Source organism: uncultured Ruegeria sp. (assembly GCF_947497005.1).
Taxonomy (GTDB): Bacteria; Pseudomonadota; Alphaproteobacteria; order Rhodobacterales; family Rhodobacteraceae; genus Ruegeria.
The window spans coordinates 159977-175436 of the sequence record NZ_CANMFF010000003.1; the positions used below are offsets into that span (position 1 = coordinate 159977).

Genomic DNA, 15460 nt, shown 5'->3' on the forward strand with positions numbered 1-15460 from the left:
TACCTATTTCATATAGTCCTTCAGAAAGATAACGAAAGTTGCGGCGATGGATTGGGACAAGCTTAGAATATTTCACGCGGTAGCGGATGCAGGCAGCCTGACCCATGCCGGAGACAAGCTCAATTTGTCTCAATCCGCCGTGAGCCGGCAAATCCGCGCGCTGGAAGAATCGCTGGATGCCACCCTTTTTCACCGCCATGCCCGCGGGCTGATTCTTACCGAACAGGGTGAATTGCTGTTTGACGCCACGTCCGCCATGTCGAAACGACTGGACGCTGCAGCCGCGCGCATTCGCGACAGCGAAGAAGAGGTCTTTGGCGTCTTGCGGGTCACGACAACTTTCGGCTTCGGAACGCTCTGGCTGGCCCCGCGCCTGCCCAAGCTGTACGAGCAATACCCTGATCTGAACATCGACCTGATGCTTGAAGAGCGTGTTCTGGACCTTCCAATGCGCGAGGCGGATGTCGCCATCCGCATGAAGGAACCCAGTCAGGCCGATCTTGTGCGCAAACGCCTGATGACGGTTCAGATGATGTTGTATGCAACGCAAGACTATATCGAGACCCATGGCGGCATGCTGCAATCTCTGGAAGAGATCAAGAACCACCGGCTGATCTGTCAGACCCCTGCTGCGCCACAGGTCGGGGCCAGTGCGTCCATGGTGCGCCACTTGATGACCTTTAATCCCGGATCACTTCTGACAGTGAACAACTATTTCGGCGTTCTGCAGGGAGTTTTGCACAACCTGGGAATTGGGGTTCTGCCCGACTATGTTACGCAGGATTTTCCACACCTGGTGCCCATCCTTTCAGACATAGAAACAGCCGACGTTCCCGTTTATTTAGCCTATCCGGAAGAATTACGGCATTCAAAGCGCGTGGGCGCGTTCCGTGACTTCGTGCAAGATGAGATCATTGCGCAACGTAAGCAGTTGAAACAGATGGGAAAACTATAGCTATGCGCAGATAGCATATCGGACATGAAGAGATCACAGAGTTAATTATCTTGAACGTTCATAAACTGACCCCTAAATGAGCACTCGAAGGCGGTGATGCTGTAACGCTCATCATCTTCATACCTCCCTGTTGGACTTCGGCCGAGCTTAGTGCTCGGCCTTTTTTTTGGCCAAAGCATGGCATTAAGTCAGCGAAAGCTCTGGGAAAAATACACGCATAGGCATATGATCCCAAAAAAACGATACAATTTCGTGTTCGAGGGAAAATCCATGTTCCACCCACTCCGCCTCATGCTGGCGATCGTCTCCGCTTTATTCTTAGCGGTGCCACTATATGCACAAGACACTGGCTCAACTTCTACTGTAACCATTCCAGAAGACCTGACACCCGAACAGGTCGACGATCTGGTTGCGCGCATGTCCGACGATCAGGTGCGCGCAATACTGTTGGACCGGCTTGATGCAGTTGCTGAAAAACAGGCTGCCGAAGAGGCCGACGTCCAAGACCCGCTGACGGAATTGAGCGAGATCTGGGCCGAGATGGTCTCGTCGTGGACACATGTTCTGACCACGCTTCCCAACATTGTCACGGCGCAGATTACCGCGTTCGGCAATTTTGGTGACACGTTCGGAACGACTGGTGTCTTTACACTGTTCGGGCTGATCCTTTCAGTGCTGGCCGTCGGTTTCATAGCCGAAAAGCTGTTCATCTTCCTGACCCGTCGTTGGCATGAAGCAACCGAAGTCGCGGATGAGGCCGATCTTCGGGGTGCGGTCAGCTACCTGTTCCGCCGTTTTTGCCGTGAAATCGCCGGGCTGATCGTGTTCTACGTCGTCATCCGCGCAATTGGTCGTGGCTTGCTGACAATTGAACAGATCACCTATGCCGCTCCATTTGTGTTCTATCTGATCTGGGTGCCGCGCCTGGGCGCTGCGGTGTCACGCTTTGTTCTGGCACCGGCAAAACCGCAATTCCGGCTGGTCAACATTGACGACCACTGGGCAAAATACCTGCACCGCAACCTGATAGGCCTTCTGATCCTGATCGGATTCACGCTGTTCGTCGTTCGGTTCAACGCGCTCAATGGTATCACGGGTGACGATACCCGCATTGGCTTCTGGCTGAACGCAGCGATCCACATCTATATCGCCGTGATCGCCTGGACCGCGCGTACTGGGCTGTCTCAAATGATGCTGGGTACAGACCCGGATCATACGAAATTCGATGAGGAAGTTGCGCATTACTACCCCATTTTTGCCATTGGCGTTTCAGTGGCAATCTGGCTGCTGGTTGAATTTCTGGTCGCACAGCGTGATCCGGCAACCCTGAACTTGCTGGTCAGGGGTGCACATTTCACAACCATGTTCTGGTTGCTGATTGCCCCCGCGCTCGACACGCTGATCCGTGGACTGGTACGACACCTTCAACCTCCGATGTCCGGCGAGGGCCCTCTGGCCGAACGTGCTTATAGGTCCGCGAAACGGAGCTATATCCGGATTGGCCGCGTTCTGGCCGGGCTATTTGTCGTCTTCATGATCGCCCGCACCTGGCAACTCGACCTGCGCCACGTCGCGTCAGCCGGGGTCGGTGCGGAAGTGGGCGGCACAGTGATTGAATTCCTGCTGATCATCGCCGTCGGTTACATCATGAACGAGGTTGTCTCGCTCTGGATCAACCGCCGTCTGGCGAAGGAACAGACCGCAGCCGAGGCACTGGACGAAGAAGCCGGTGGCGAAGGCGGCGGTGCTGGCGGTTCGCGTCTTGCTACAGTTCTGCCGCTACTTCGGATTACCGCACAGGTCACGATTGCTGTTATCTTCGGCCTGTTGGCTCTGGGTGCCTTGGGCATCAACATCACGCCATTGCTGGCTGGTGCTGGTGTTCTGGGTCTGGCCATCGGCTTTGGCGCGCAGAAACTCGTGGCAGATATCGTCGGCGGCATCTTCTTCCTGATCGACGATGCCTTCCGCGTTGGGGAATATGTCGATGTGGGTGGGACCATGGGTACGGTCGAGAAGATTTCGATCCGGTCGATGCAACTGCGCCACCACCGCGGCCCGGTTCATACCATTCCTTATGGCGAGATTCAGAAGCTGACCAACTTCAGCCGAGACTGGGTGATCATGAAGCTCAAGTTCACTGTGCCCTTCGACACCGATCCCAACAAGGTCAAGAAGATCTTCAAGAAGATCGGCGCCGAGATGATGGCGGACGAAACCCACAAGGATGGCTTCCTGCAACCCTTTAAATCGCAGGGCGTGTTTGACTTCGACGATGTCGGTATGATCATCCGGGGCAAGTTCATGGCCATACCTGGCAAGCAGTTCACCCTGCGCAAGGAAATCTTCAACCGCGTGAAGGCTGAATTTAACGCCAACGGCATTGACTTTGCCCGCCGCGAGGTTCGCGTTGCAATTCCGGGCCTGGAAGAAGCTGAAAACCTCACGGATGAGCAAAAAGCGACGGCTGCAGCAGCTGCGGCAGCCGATGCTATAAGTAAAGGACAAAACCCGGCCTAATATTAAAAGCTGGGCGTGCTTTGCAGTGCCGATTGGCTGCAAAGCCAAGAGCAAAACAAATGGAACCGGCCCAAAAACCGGTTCCATTTTTTATTGTCATGTCAGCCCTGCGATGACTTGACCCTTCCCACCGGCGCGCCCTTGCCCTAAAAGGCGCGCAATCTCGGCCCACTTGGACACAGGACAGAAGATGCAAGAGCCCGCCATCACACCCGATCTGATTGCTGCACACGGGCTCAAACCCGATGAATACGACATGATCCTCGAGATCATCGGGCGTGAACCAACTTTTACCGAGCTCGGCATTTTCTCGGCCATGTGGAACGAGCACTGTTCCTACAAATCCTCGAAGAAATGGCTGCGCACCCTGCCCACCTCTGGACCTCAGGTTATCTGTGGCCCAGGTGAGAACGCGGGCGTAGTTGATATCGGTGACGGTCAGGCTGTGGTCTTCAAGATGGAAAGCCACAACCACCCGTCTTACATCGAACCCTATCAGGGTGCAGCGACTGGTGTTGGCGGCATCCTGCGCGACGTGTTTACCATGGGCGCGCGTCCCATCGCATCGATGAACGCGTTGTCCTTTGGCGAACCCGGCCATCACAAAACCCGCCAGCTGGTCAATGGCGTGGTCGAAGGGATCGGAGGCTATGGCAACTGCTTTGGTGTTCCTTGCGTCGGTGGCGAGGTCCGCTTCCACCCGGCCTACAACGGCAACTGCTTAGTGAACGCATTTGCAGCCGGTCTGGCTGACAGCGACAAGATTTTCTATTCGGCCGCTTCGGGCGTGGGTATGCCCGTCGTCTATCTGGGTGCGAAAACAGGCCGTGACGGTGTGGGCGGCGCAACCATGGCTTCCGCCGAGTTCGACGATACAATCGAAGAGAAACGCCCGACCGTTCAGGTTGGCGACCCTTTCACAGAAAAGCGGCTTATGGAGGCAACGCTGGAGTTGATGCAAACCGGCGCCGTGATCTCGATCCAGGATATGGGCGCCGCAGGCCTGACCTGTTCCGCTGTTGAAATGGGCGACAAAGGTGGTCTTGGTGTTCGTCTTGATCTGGAAAACGTTCCTCAGCGCGAAGAGAACATGACAGCCTATGAAATGATGCTGTCGGAATCGCAGGAACGCATGTTGATGGTTCTCAAGCCAGAGCTTGAGGACGAGGCCCGTGCGGTGTTCGAGAAGTGGGATCTGGATTTCGCAATCGTCGGTGAAACAATTGCCGAGGACCGCTTCCTAATAATGCATAACGGCGAAGTCAAAGCGGATCTGGTTCTGTCCAAACTGTCGTCAACCGCGCCTGAATACGACCGCCCATGGGAGCCGACGCCAGAGGCTGAAGAGCTGTCCGACGTTCCCCAAATCGATCCTATTGACGGTCTGCGTGCCCTGCTTGCTTCGCCCAATTACGCGGGCAAGCAGTGGGTATATGAGCAATACGACACTATGGTGATGGCCGATTCAACTCGCACCCCCGGCTTGGGCGCAGGCATGGTGCGTGTCCACGGCACTGAAAAAGTGCTTGCCTTCACGTCCGACGTGACCCCGCGATATGTGCGCGCAAACCCCGTTGAAGGCGGCAAACAGGCAGTAGCCGAAGCGTACCGCAACCTGACCGCAGTTGGTGCCAAACCGCTGGCCACCACCGACAACCTGAACTTCGGCAACCCCGAAAAACCCGAGATCATGGGCCAGTTCGTCGGTGCCATTCAGGGCATCGGTGCCGCCGTTGGCGCATTGGACATGCCGATTGTGTCGGGCAACGTCTCGCTTTACAATGAGACCGACGGTCAGGCGATACTGCCGACACCCACCATCGGCGCAGTGGGCCTGTTGCAGCATTCAGATGAGATCATCGGCAACGAGGTCCGCGAAGGCCATGTTGCGCTGGTCATTGGCGAAACCAAGGGCCATCTGGGCCAATCCGCCCTACTGGCCGAGGTGTTCAACCGCGAGGACGGCGACGCACCTCATGTCGATCTGGATGCCGAAAGGCGCAATGGCGAGTTCATCCGCGCCAATCGTGAGATGATCAAGGCTTGTACCGACCTCAGCGATGGCGGCATCGCACTGGCAGTCTTTGAGCTTGCGGAATTTGCGGGCGTAGGTGTGTGTCTGGACGATGCTCCAACAGAGTTCCTGTATGGCGAAGATCAGGCGCGCTATCTGGTTGCATGCAACTTCGATCAGGCCGAAGCTTTGATGATCGCAGCTGGTCAGGCAGGCGTTCCGCTGAATTCGGTTGGTCGTTTTGTCGGAGAAACCATCAAGATCGGTGGCTCGGAAGCCACGCTTGAGGACCTGACTGCGGTATTCCGTAACAGCTTTGCCGAGGCCGTGGCCTGAAAAAGCAGCGTTTGGTACGTTTGGAACCCGTACTCTGACCTCGCGCTGGTTTCATATTTTTGCATATTCGAGCGCCCTTGCACGCCCGGTTCATGCGCTCTACATCTTGAGAAAGACCTTCTGGAGAAATCTACATGCCGATGAGCACACACGAAATCGAACATCTGCTGCGCGAAGCCTTTCCCGACGCGGATATTCAGGTCGGCGGCAGTGATGGCGTTCATATGTCCGCCATGGTGGTAGACGAGAGCTTTCGCGGTAAAAACCGGGTGCAACAGCAGCGTGCCGTCTATGCCGCACTGAAGGGCAAGATGGACGGCCCGGATGGAGATCTGCATGCGCTGGCACTAACGACGAAAGTGCCTGAATGACAGTAACTGTTTGGATATACGGCATAGCGACCCTCATGGTGATTGTGGGTATAGTGCTGGCTATCCGAAGTAGTTTCGCGCGTAATAAACCAAAGTCAGCACAGGGCGTGAAGCCAGGGCAAGGAGATACAGTTGTCACAGGAGGCGAGACCGCCGGACGTGGCCACACCACTCCTATTCGCATCAGCAAAAATCCGCAGGATTACGCAAAGGCGATGGCTCCTAAAAAATGAACGGATGGCTATTCTGGATAGGTACACTCGCTGCAATGATAGTTGCCGCCGCCATGATCGAAGCCTATGTGAAGCGGAACAGAAAACGTAAACTCGCCGACATGCGTCCCGACCCGGACAAGATCAGCAAAGTTGGCGGCATCGAAAGATACGGCCTTGAACCGGTGGCCTTGGCACAGGCTGAGCATCGACGGCTGGAGGAAGAAGGATGGGGCCCAGCCCCGTCACAGAACGAAACGATTGCCCCGGATGCGGGTGAAAAGGACAAGCAAGATGAGCGACGTTAAGACTCAAATCGACGAAACCGTAAAATCCAACGATGTGGTGCTTTACATGAAAGGCACTAAGGATATGCCGCAATGCGGGTTCTCGTCTCGTGTAGCCGGTGTGTTGAACTATATGGGCGTCGAATTTACCGATGTGAACGTACTGGCCGACGAAGACGTGCGTCAGGGCATCAAGGATTATTCCGACTGGCCGACCGTGCCGCAGCTGTATGTCAAAGGCGAATTCGTTGGTGGTTGCGACATCATCACCGAGATGACCCTGTCTGGCGAGTTGGACACGTTGTTCGACGAAAACGAAGTCGGCTACAACAAGGACGCAGCCGACAAAATTCGCGAAGCAAACGCGTAAACCGGCCTACCTGCTGGAACAATCCTGATAAATCACCTGCTCATTGGCGGCACCTGCCGCCAAATAGCTTATCGACGCGTTCCATCCTTTTGAACGCAAGATATAAGTGCCGTTGTCGCCGATGGATTCATAACGAATACCAGACCCGCTTTGAACCTGGCGCAGTGCGACCAGAGTATTGTCGACCATCGTCGCCGCAGCACCCGACCCGTCCTCGGCATTGAAATAGGTCACCGGAAGTGGCACGCCGTTCTCGCAGGTAAACGTGACCGACAGAATGTCGATCTCAGCCAGCGCGGTTGACGCGGGCATCGCAAGCAGAACACCGCATATGAGTTTGCGCATGATCGTCATTACGCCTTCTTCTCCTCGACAACTGCGGCCAGCGCTTCAGCCCGCGCGGCCAGTTCAGCCAGTGTATCTGTTACAGATGGTGGAACCACTGCGACTTCAATACGTTCAGGTTCCGGCGCCGGCGCATAGCGCAGTGTGTTAAGCTCGGCTTCGACGTCGGCCAGCTTTGCTTCTAGCGATTTCACCTTGTCTTCCGTCGCCGCTGTCTTGTCGGCGAGCAGCAACCCCGCCATCAGCAACATACGGGCTTCGGGCATCCGCCCGATCTGATCTGACAGAACCTGCGCCTCGTCATCCAGCATTTTCGCCGCGGCTTGCAGGAAAACCTCTTCCCCGTCCTGACAGGACACCTCAAATCCACGTCCACCGATTTGAATGGTAACTTCGGGCATTACTCTACCTCACCTTCAACCAGTTTCGCCTGCGACAACAGAGGTTCCAATCGCGCCAGAACCGCCTGCGCCTCGGCCGCGTCCGAAGACTGAGCCGCGCGTGTTGCTTCCAGCTCGGCGACGGTGGCGCGGTTCAGAAGCTCGGCGTCCGTCAAACCTTCTGAGGCAGCAGAGCGCAGCTCTTCAATCGAGTCCCTCAATTGTTCGTTAGCCTTGCGCATACGTTGCAGGTCGTCATCAAGCCGCGACATCGCAGCCCCATGGCTGGCACGTTCGGCCCGTAGCATCTCAAGCTCGGCACTCAGATCAGTGACCCGTTCTGTATCTTCCAACTCGGCTTTCAGCCGGCTGTTTTCCGCCTCAACATCTTTGGCCTGATCAAGCAGCACGCGAAGCTGCTCAAGCTCAGCTTTCAGCGGCTCGGGATCTTCACGGTCTTCAAGATCAGTGCGCATCTTGTCGTTTTCGGCTTTCAACGCTTCCAACTCGGTGCTGTTGTCTAATGCCGCTTTGGCTTCGGCCAGTTCGGCACGGGCAGCTTCAACAGTCGCGATCCTAGCCTTGGCTTCCTCCAGCTCTGCCCGCAATGAATCCGTCTCGGCAGAGTCGGTTGGGGCGGCCCGCAGCTGCTCTAGATCTGCCCGAACCCCATCCATTTGCCTTTCGTGCTGCTCCTTCAGGGATAAAAGCCTTTCCTGAAGCTGCGCATTGGCAACTCTTTCGTCTTCAAGTTCGGCCCGAAGCCCTTCGTCCTTCCCGGTATCCCGGGGCGCACTGCCGATTGCCTCGACGCCCGCTCCGATACGGTCCATCGCGGCAATAATGCGGTGCTGCAGTTCCTCTATGTGGCTCATGCCCCTGTCACCTCTTTATCAAGGTTCATTCTGTTGCGAAGTGATCCGAATCAAAATCGAATCCCGCCTACTGACAGTCTAACGGAATGCGACAGAAAATACCCACTGTTTGGTTTCAACTACTTGGGCCGCGCTCTTCACCCATCCGCAACGGTCAAAGCCCGGTTCCGCTTGCACTTTGGGTGCTGAATGGTATTGAGCCCGCATTCTGCTTTTTATCCAAAGGAACAACGCCCGTGGACCTGACTGCGCTGCGCAATGCCAACCCCGAACATTGGGACAAAGCTGCGGCCATCCGCACCCTGACCCTTGACGCCGTCGCCGCCGCAAACTCCGGCCATTCCGGCATGCCTATGGGCATGGCCGATGTTGCGACCGTCCTGTTCGAAAAGCACCTGAAATTCGACGCCTCGGCCCCGAGCTGGCCTGATCGCGACAGGTTCATCCTGTCGGCAGGACACGGATCGATGCTGGTCTATTCGTTGCTCTATCTGACCGGCCATGCCGATGTAACGCTGGATGAGATCAAGAACTTCCGCCAGTTGGGCGCCAAGACTGCAGGCCACCCCGAGAACTTCCTGGTCGACGGCGTGGAAACCACTACCGGACCGCTGGGACAGGGTATCTCGAACGCTGTGGGCTTTGCCATGGCCGAGGAAGTCCAGCGCGCTCATTACGGCAAAAAAGTCGTGGATCACTACACCTACGTAATCGCAGGCGACGGCTGCCTGATGGAAGGCGTTAGCCAAGAAGCAATCACTTTGGCCGGGCGTCATGAGCTCAGCAAACTGATCGTCTTCTGGGACAACAACAACATCACCATCGACGGCACCGTCGATATTGCTGATCGCACCGATCAAGTCCGCCGATTTGCTGCCTCGGGTTGGCACGTGATCGAAATCGACGGCCACGACCCCAAAGCCATTGATGCGGCGATTGTTCAGGCGAAAAAGTCAAACAAACCGACCATGATCGCCTGCGAAAGCCACATCGCTTTGGGCCACGCGGCGCAAGACACGTCGAAAGGTCACGGTGCCCTGACAGATCAGGATCAGCTGAAAGCCGCGAAAGCGGCCTACGACTGGCCACATGACGCGTTCGACGTGCCTGCCAACGTCAAATCCGCATGGGAAGCCATTGGCGCACGTGGCGCAGCCGAACGCGCCGCTTGGGAAGAGCGTTTTGCGCAACTGTCCGAGCGCAAGCAGGCCGAGTTCAACCGCGCCTATGCGTTTGAGGCCCCCAAGCGTCTGGCCAGTGCGATCCGCGCTTTCAAGAAACAGATGTCCGAAGACCAACCGAAACTGGCCACCCGCGCCTCATCTGAAAAAGTTCTGAACGTTGTGAACCCGATCATGACCGAGACGGTTGGCGGCTCGGCTGACCTGACCGGATCAAACAACACAAAATCGGCCGATATGGGCGTGTTCCTGCCGGAGAACCGCAAAGGTCGTTACATCCATTACGGCATCCGTGAACATGGTATGGCTGCTGCAATGAACGGTATGGCGCTGCACGGCGGTATCCGTCCCTATGGCGGCACTTTCATGGCATTCACCGACTATGCCCGCCCTTCCATGCGTCTGGCGGCTCTGATGAAGATCCCGACGGTCTTCGTGATGACCCATGACTCGATCGGTCTGGGCGAAGATGGCCCGACCCACCAACCGGTCGAACATCTGGCGATCTCGCGCGCGACGCCCAACACCTTCGTGTTCCGCCCCGCCGACACCGTAGAAACAGCAGAAGCGTGGGAACTGGCACTGACTTTCAAAGATAGCCCTTCAGTTCTGTCGCTGACACGTCAGGGCGTTCCAACCGTGCGCAAGGATCACAAGACCAAGAACCTGACAGCTCAGGGCGCTTATGTTCTGGCCGAATCTGAAGGCAAACGTCAGGCTATCCTGATTGCCACCGGTTCAGAGGTTTCGCTGGCGATGGAAGCCAAGGCGATGCTTGAGGCCGACGGTATCGGCACCCGGGTCGTTTCAATGCCCTGCATGGAACTGTTCGGACAGCAAGACGAAGCCTATCGCAAGCGCGTCCTGCCCGCAGGTCCCGTTCGTGTGGGGATCGAAGCAGCTGTCCGGGGCGGAGGCTGGGATCGCTGGCTTCTGGGTGAGCGTGGTCGTGAGGCCAAGGCTGACTTCATCGGCATGTCCAGTTTCGGCGCTTCGGCACCTGCGGGCGAGCTGTACCAGCATTTTGGCATCACCGCCGAGGCGACCGTGGCCAAGGTCAAGGAACTGCTGGGCCAGTAAGTCAGGCACCAGTGATCAAGCAAAGGGCGGCCATTGCCGCCCTTTTCCTTTTCGTATCAGTGCGCTTTGGACTTACTGAACAAAGGTGTAATCACCTTGGTGGCCAGCGGGATCAAAACCAGCCCCCAGACCAGACCAAGAACACCATCCATCGTCGCCTTAGCCATCCACTTCACCGCAGCGGCCCAGTCTTCGGGCGCCGAATATGCAATCGCCTTGGCCCAATCGTAGATCTGATGCTGCAACCAGCCGAAGCCAAGCACTTCCAGCCCGTGGATAACAATCGAGCCACCGACCCATAGCATCGCAGCAGTTCCGACGATCGACAGGGTTTTCATTACGGCTGGCATTGCCTTGACCAATCCACGACCCAGGCCGCGACCAACGGGCGTTGGTGCGTTATTCGCCAGAAACAGCCCCACATCATCCATCTTCACGATCAGAGCCACAGAACCGTAGACGGCCACCGTCACGCCAATCCCCACCACGGCCAAAGTTGCGGCTTGCATCCAAAGGTTCGGAGCCTCAATCGCCGCGAGTGCAATGGTCATTATCTCGGCAGAAAGAATGAAATCCGTCTTGATGGCGCCTTTGACCTTTTGCTCTTCCAGATGGCCTGGATCTCGGTTTTTCATGTCTTCGTCGATGACATGGCTTCCATGAGGAAACAGAACGTGAAAGATTTTCTCGGCTCCTTCAAAACACAAATACGACCCACCCAGCATCAATAAGGGTGTGATCAGCCACGGGGCAAAATTGGCCAACAACAAAGCTACGGGCAACAAGAGTATGATCTTGTTGAAGATCGAACCACGCGCAATGCGCCAGATGATCGGCAATTCGCGCGCCGGGGCAAAGCCCTGCACGTATTTAGGCGTCACCGCTGCGTCATCGATAATCACACCGGCGGTCTTGGCCCCTGCCTTGCCTGCCGCCGCAACCACATCATCCACTGATGCCGCCGCAACCTTGGCAATGCCTGCTACATCATCCAACAGGGCCAATAGACCACTCATTGCGCTTCCTTTCACTTGATCTGCCGCAACCCGGACCCTACCTGATCCAACGGCTAGCGCAAGCGTTAGCGCAACCGGCGCAGGTTTGCGCTAACACCTTAAAAATATGCCGTTTTTGCCCTTTTGAGATTCCCTTTTCGCCGCTATATGGCCCTCAACGCAAGCGCATCTGGAGACGTCATATGACCATCAAGGTCGGTATCAATGGTTTTGGCCGCATTGGCCGCTGCACCCTGTCGCACATCGCCGCCTCGGGGCGCAACGACATCGAAGTGATCAAAGTCAACGCCACTGGCCCTTTGGAAACTTCGGCGCATCTGTTGAAATATGATAGCATCCACGGTCGGTTCCCACGCGAAGTTTCCATTGACGGCAACACCATGGATCTGGGCCGCGGTCCGATGCAGATGTTTTCAACCTACGACATGAACGATCTGGACTGGGAAGGCTGCGACGTCGTTCTGGAATGCACCGGTAAATTTAATGACGGCATCAAGGCGAAGACTCACCTTGAGCGTGGTGCTGGCAAGGTTCTGCTGTCTGCCCCCGGCAAAAATGTGGACAAGACCATCGTCTTCGGCGTGAACCACAACACGCTGACAGCAAATGACAACATGGTTTCCAACGGCTCTTGCACGACCAACTGCCTGGCACCGCTGGCGAAAGTTCTCGACGAAGGTGTCGGCATCGAACATGGCATCATGACCACCATCCACGCCTATACTGGCGACCAGCCAACTCTGGACCGTCGTCACAGCGATCTGTACCGTGCCCGCGCGGCCGCCATGTCCATGATCCCGACCTCGACAGGCGCCGCCAAGGCTTTGGGTGAAGTTCTGCCCAACCTGAAAGGCCGGTTGGACGGTTCCGCCATCCGCGTCCCGACCCCGAATGTCTCGGCGATTGACCTGACCTTCCGCGCCTCGCGTGACACCTCCACGGCCGAAATCAACGCCATCGTTGAAGAAGCGGCCAAAGGCCCGATGCAGCGCGTTTTGGGTTATGAACCTGCGCCGCTGGTCTCGACCGATTTCAACCATACCGAAGAAAGCTCGATCTTCGCTCCGGATCAGACCCGCGTTGTCGACAACCGCATGGTCCGCGTTCTGGCATGGTATGACAATGAATGGGGTTTCTCAGTCCGTATGGCCGACGTAGCCGTTGCGATGGGCCGTCTTAACTGACCCTTCGGACTTCGCTTGTACCTTGATGCCCGCTCAGGTTATCTGGGCGGGCATTTTTCGTTCGGAACAGCCATGACCAATCAAATCGCTATCTGGCTCGGCATTCTTCTGCTCGGCGGCGTGATGCTGGACGTAGCGATGAACGGCACCGAACACCTGCTCTTCCTCGGAAAAAAGCTTTACGACTTTCTGGACTGGCTCGCATTCTGGCGATGACTGAGGTTTTTCTTGACTTTTTTGTTGATCTGGCTTTGTTAGCGCTAACTTATCTAACAGAGACATTTGGACGGAGCGGACCATGACCCTGAAACTAGCGATCAACGGATTTGGACGGATCGGGCGCGGGGTTCTGCGCGCGGTGATGGAAAGTGGGCGCACGGATGTCGAGATCGTCGCGATCAACGATTTGGGCAAACCGGACATGAACGCTCATCTTTTCGAATTTGACAGTGTTCACGGTCGGTATCCGAACGCCGTTACACTCAGCGATGCAGGTTTGGACGTGGGCCGTGGTCCAATTCGGCTGAGCAGCGAACGCAACCCCGAAGACCTGCCGTGGTCGGATATCGACGTGGTTTTGGAATGCACAGGCGTGTTCCGGACCCGTGACGCGGCCGAGCGTCACTTCAAAAACGGATCACGGAAAGTCCTGATCTCTGCCCCTGCCAGAGGGGATGGCGGCGTGAAGACCATTGTCTTTGGTGTCAACGATGACGAACTGACCGCCGATGACCTAGTCGTTTCGAATGCGTCCTGCACCACGAACTGCCTGTCACCGGTTGCCGCCGCTCTGGATGCCGGTATTGGCATCAAGCATGGCAACATGACCACCGTTCACGCTTATACAGCCAGCCAGCCGGTGCACGATACGGTCGGCAAAGACCCCTATCTGTCGCGCGCGGCAGCACTGTCAATGATACCGACCACAACCGGTGCTGCCGCTGCCGTTGGGCTCGTGCTGCCACAGTTGAAAGGGAAACTGACCGGTCAGGCGATCCGTGTTCCCACGCCGAACGTTTCAGTTGTTGATCTTGTCGCCGAAGTTTCGCGCCCGACGACAGAAGAAGAGGTCAACCAGCTGTTCGTCGACGCCGCGGCCAAGATCCCCGGTGTTCTGGCCGCGGAAAGCCGCCCGCTGGTTTCCGTCGATTTCAATCACGATCCACATAGCTCGACCGTGTCACTGGCCGAAACCAAAGTCACCGACGGCACGCTGGTCCGCGTGCTGGCCTGGTATGACAACGAATGGGGTTTTTCGAACCGGATGTTGGACACAGCCGCCGCAATGGGGGCTTTAGCTTAACCGCTCACGCAGCGCGGCGTTGACGCGGGGCGTGACGAATTTCGACACGTCCCCGTTCAATCGGGCGATTTCCTTCACCAGTTTCGAGGCAATCGCCTGATGCCGGGCTTCGGCCATAAGAAAGACCGTTTCAATCGAATCGTCCAGAACGCGGTTCATACCGACCATCTGGAACTCGTATTCAAAATCGGCAACCGCGCGCAAACCCCGCACAATGATCTGCGCGCCGACATCGCGTGCGCAATCGATGAGCAGGTTTTCAAAGGGATGCGCAACAATTTCTGTTCCAGTCTGTTCAGAGAGTTGAGAGCATTCGGCTTCGATCATAGCCACACGCTCTTCCAATGAGAACAAAGGGCCCTTGTCCCGGTTAATGGCAACGCCGATGACCAGCTTGTCGACCAAGGCCGCCGCCCGACGGATAATATCGATGTGCCCCATGGTGATGGGATCGAAGGTTCCAGGATATAATCCAACCCGCATCGCGCCCTCCTGCGCAACAATATTTCTGCGCAAGCAAACATAACTTTGCTGCAGGTGCAAGTGGTCGCTGCGGCGATCCTTGCCGTTAATGCCCCATAATCATGCCTTCGAGGGCGTCTTTTTCCATCGCCAGCTCAGAAAGCTGGGCTTTCACCACATCGCCCAAAGTGACGATACCGACAAGTTTGCCGTCTTCGATCACCGGCATATGACGAAAGCGCCCCTCGGTCATGCGCGACATGATGTCTTCAACAGTGGTCTGGCGGGTCGCCGTCACAAGATTCTGCGTCATGTAGGATTTTACCGGCTGGTCCAGGCAGCCGCTGCCGCTGGCCGCCAGTTCCCGGACGATGTCACGTTCCGACAGGATGCCAGCGGCGGTTTCGCCACCATCGTCGGATATCACGACCGTCCCGATACGTTTTTCCGCAAGAATCTTCGAGGCCTCTGAAACTGTCGCCGTTGACGCAACGGTCACGACACCGTCTGACGCTTTGGACTTCAGGATGGCCTGTACAAGCATGAAGGATACCTCCGGAATAAAAACT

The 15460-nt window shown here is 56.5% G+C and carries 17 protein-coding genes; 11 read left to right on the forward strand and 6 right to left on the reverse strand.

All coding sequences use genetic code 11. From position 1 onward, the window contains the following. Positions 1-46 precede the first annotated feature (46 nt). The 7 genes from Q0816_RS05595 to grxD all read left to right on the forward strand — a co-directional run bounded on the left by Q0816_RS05595 (position 47) and on the right by grxD (position 7065). The gene (locus tag Q0816_RS05595) at positions 47-955 is read left to right on the forward strand and encodes a LysR family transcriptional regulator (protein ID WP_298848475.1); all 909 of its coding nucleotides are present in this window, start codon (positions 47-49) and stop codon (positions 953-955) included. A gap of 270 nt (positions 956-1225) precedes the next feature. Then, on the forward strand, positions 1226-3475 hold the full coding sequence (locus tag Q0816_RS05600) for a mechanosensitive ion channel domain-containing protein (RefSeq protein ID WP_298848476.1): 2250 nt from the start codon (positions 1226-1228) through the stop codon (positions 3473-3475). Positions 3476-3665: 190 nt separating this feature from the next. Beyond that, complete coding sequence (gene purL / locus Q0816_RS05605) at positions 3666-5825, forward strand: phosphoribosylformylglycinamidine synthase subunit PurL (RefSeq protein WP_298848477.1); 2160 nt, start codon at positions 3666-3668, stop codon at positions 5823-5825. A gap of 134 nt (positions 5826-5959) precedes the next feature. Then, on the forward strand, positions 5960-6196 hold the full coding sequence (locus Q0816_RS05610) for a BolA/IbaG family iron-sulfur metabolism protein (RefSeq protein ID WP_298848479.1): 237 nt from the start codon (positions 5960-5962) through the stop codon (positions 6194-6196). Then, positions 6193-6429, forward strand: coding sequence for a hypothetical protein (locus Q0816_RS05615; RefSeq protein WP_298848481.1), 237 nt, complete (start codon positions 6193-6195; stop codon positions 6427-6429). Before Q0816_RS05610 ends, Q0816_RS05615 begins: the two co-directional genes overlap by 4 nt. Further along, positions 6426-6716 carry a hypothetical protein gene (locus Q0816_RS05620; protein ID WP_298848483.1) on the forward strand — a complete coding sequence of 97 codons (291 nt, stop codon included), beginning with the start codon at positions 6426-6428 and terminating at the stop codon, positions 6714-6716. The genes Q0816_RS05615 and Q0816_RS05620 overlap by 4 nt, the downstream gene beginning before the upstream one ends. Then, positions 6703-7065 (forward strand): Grx4 family monothiol glutaredoxin, encoded by a 363-nt coding sequence (gene grxD / locus Q0816_RS05625; protein ID WP_298848484.1) that lies wholly within the window; start codon positions 6703-6705, stop codon positions 7063-7065. The genes Q0816_RS05620 and grxD overlap by 14 nt, the downstream gene beginning before the upstream one ends. A 6-nt stretch (positions 7066-7071) precedes the next feature. Here the strand turns inward: grxD and Q0816_RS05630 are convergent, their stop codons facing one another. The 3 genes from Q0816_RS05630 to Q0816_RS05640 are packed head-to-tail and all read right to left on the reverse strand — an operon-like array spanning position 7072 to position 8665. Beyond that, on the reverse strand, positions 7072-7419 hold the full coding sequence (locus Q0816_RS05630; RefSeq protein ID WP_298848485.1) for an MliC family protein: 348 nt from the start codon (positions 7417-7419) through the stop codon (positions 7072-7074). Then, positions 7419-7811 (reverse strand): cell division protein ZapA, encoded by a 393-nt coding sequence (locus Q0816_RS05635; protein WP_298848487.1) that lies wholly within the window; start codon positions 7809-7811, stop codon positions 7419-7421. Before Q0816_RS05635 ends, Q0816_RS05630 begins: the two co-directional genes overlap by 1 nt. Then, positions 7811-8665 carry a hypothetical protein gene (locus Q0816_RS05640; protein WP_298848489.1) on the reverse strand — a complete coding sequence of 285 codons (855 nt, stop codon included), beginning with the start codon at positions 8663-8665 and terminating at the stop codon, positions 7811-7813. Before Q0816_RS05640 ends, Q0816_RS05635 begins: the two co-directional genes overlap by 1 nt. 236 nt (positions 8666-8901) lie before the next feature. Between Q0816_RS05640 and tkt the strand changes: the two genes are divergently transcribed. After that, positions 8902-10926, forward strand: a complete 2025-nt coding sequence (tkt, locus tag Q0816_RS05645) for a transketolase (protein ID WP_298848491.1) — start codon at positions 8902-8904, stop codon at positions 10924-10926. A gap of 56 nt (positions 10927-10982) precedes the next feature. On the opposite strand, the gene Q0816_RS05650 is transcribed toward tkt, so the two are convergent. Beyond that, positions 10983-11942, reverse strand: a complete 960-nt coding sequence (locus Q0816_RS05650; protein WP_298848493.1) for a DUF808 domain-containing protein — start codon at positions 11940-11942, stop codon at positions 10983-10985. Between the two features lie 182 nt (positions 11943-12124). Here Q0816_RS05650 and gap (Q0816_RS05655) point away from each other — a divergent pair, with 182 nt between their 5' ends. From gap (Q0816_RS05655) to gap (Q0816_RS05665), 3 genes are all read left to right on the forward strand, one after another. Continuing rightward, positions 12125-13126: a type I glyceraldehyde-3-phosphate dehydrogenase gene (gap, locus tag Q0816_RS05655; protein WP_298848494.1), complete on the forward strand. Its 1002-nt coding sequence runs from the start codon at positions 12125-12127 to the stop codon at positions 13124-13126. A 72-nt stretch (positions 13127-13198) separates the two neighbouring features. Beyond that, entirely contained in the window at positions 13199-13342 is a 144-nt protein-coding gene (locus Q0816_RS05660) for a hypothetical protein (RefSeq protein WP_298848496.1), read from the forward strand. 82 nt (positions 13343-13424) lie between these two features. Next, on the forward strand, positions 13425-14429 hold the full coding sequence (gene gap, locus Q0816_RS05665; RefSeq protein WP_298848498.1) for a type I glyceraldehyde-3-phosphate dehydrogenase: 1005 nt from the start codon (positions 13425-13427) through the stop codon (positions 14427-14429). Here gap (Q0816_RS05665) and coaD read toward each other — a convergent pair. Both coaD and Q0816_RS05675 read right to left on the reverse strand, forming a co-directional pair. Continuing rightward, on the reverse strand, positions 14421-14912 hold the full coding sequence (gene coaD / locus Q0816_RS05670) for a pantetheine-phosphate adenylyltransferase (protein WP_298848500.1): 492 nt from the start codon (positions 14910-14912) through the stop codon (positions 14421-14423). The two genes, gap (Q0816_RS05665) and coaD, sit on opposite strands and share 9 nt — an antisense overlap. Before the next feature lie 85 nt (positions 14913-14997). Further along, positions 14998-15435, reverse strand: a complete 438-nt coding sequence (locus tag Q0816_RS05675) for a CBS domain-containing protein (RefSeq protein ID WP_298848502.1) — start codon at positions 15433-15435, stop codon at positions 14998-15000. Positions 15436-15460 lie beyond the last annotated feature (25 nt).

Bases quoted from the DNA above. Each gene is read 5' to 3' on its own strand.
- Q0816_RS05595 (WP_298848475.1), top strand. From the start codon at position 47: ATGGATTGGGACAAGCTTAGAATATTTCACGCGGTAGCGGATGCAGGC.
- Q0816_RS05600 (WP_298848476.1), top strand. From the start codon at position 1,226: ATGTTCCACCCACTCCGCCTCATGCTGGCGATCGTCTCCGCTTTATTC.
- purL (WP_298848477.1), top strand. From the start codon at position 3,666: ATGCAAGAGCCCGCCATCACACCCGATCTGATTGCTGCACACGGGCTC.
- Q0816_RS05610 (WP_298848479.1), top strand. From the start codon at position 5,960: ATGCCGATGAGCACACACGAAATCGAACATCTGCTGCGCGAAGCCTTT.
- Q0816_RS05615 (WP_298848481.1), top strand. From the start codon at position 6,193: ATGACAGTAACTGTTTGGATATACGGCATAGCGACCCTCATGGTGATT.
- Q0816_RS05620 (WP_298848483.1), top strand. From the start codon at position 6,426: ATGAACGGATGGCTATTCTGGATAGGTACACTCGCTGCAATGATAGTT.
- grxD (WP_298848484.1), top strand. From the start codon at position 6,703: ATGAGCGACGTTAAGACTCAAATCGACGAAACCGTAAAATCCAACGAT.
- Q0816_RS05630 (WP_298848485.1), bottom strand. From the start codon at position 7,419: ATGACGATCATGCGCAAACTCATATGCGGTGTTCTGCTTGCGATGCCC.
- Q0816_RS05635 (WP_298848487.1), bottom strand. From the start codon at position 7,811: ATGCCCGAAGTTACCATTCAAATCGGTGGACGTGGATTTGAGGTGTCC.
- Q0816_RS05640 (WP_298848489.1), bottom strand. From the start codon at position 8,665: ATGAGCCACATAGAGGAACTGCAGCACCGCATTATTGCCGCGATGGAC.
- Q0816_RS05650 (WP_298848493.1), bottom strand. From the start codon at position 11,942: ATGAGTGGTCTATTGGCCCTGTTGGATGATGTAGCAGGCATTGCCAAG.
- gap (WP_298848494.1), top strand. From the start codon at position 12,125: ATGACCATCAAGGTCGGTATCAATGGTTTTGGCCGCATTGGCCGCTGC.
- Q0816_RS05660 (WP_298848496.1), top strand. From the start codon at position 13,199: ATGACCAATCAAATCGCTATCTGGCTCGGCATTCTTCTGCTCGGCGGC.
- gap (WP_298848498.1), top strand. From the start codon at position 13,425: ATGACCCTGAAACTAGCGATCAACGGATTTGGACGGATCGGGCGCGGG.
- coaD (WP_298848500.1), bottom strand. From the start codon at position 14,912: ATGCGGGTTGGATTATATCCTGGAACCTTCGATCCCATCACCATGGGG.
- Q0816_RS05675 (WP_298848502.1), bottom strand. From the start codon at position 15,435: ATGCTTGTACAGGCCATCCTGAAGTCCAAAGCGTCAGACGGTGTCGTG.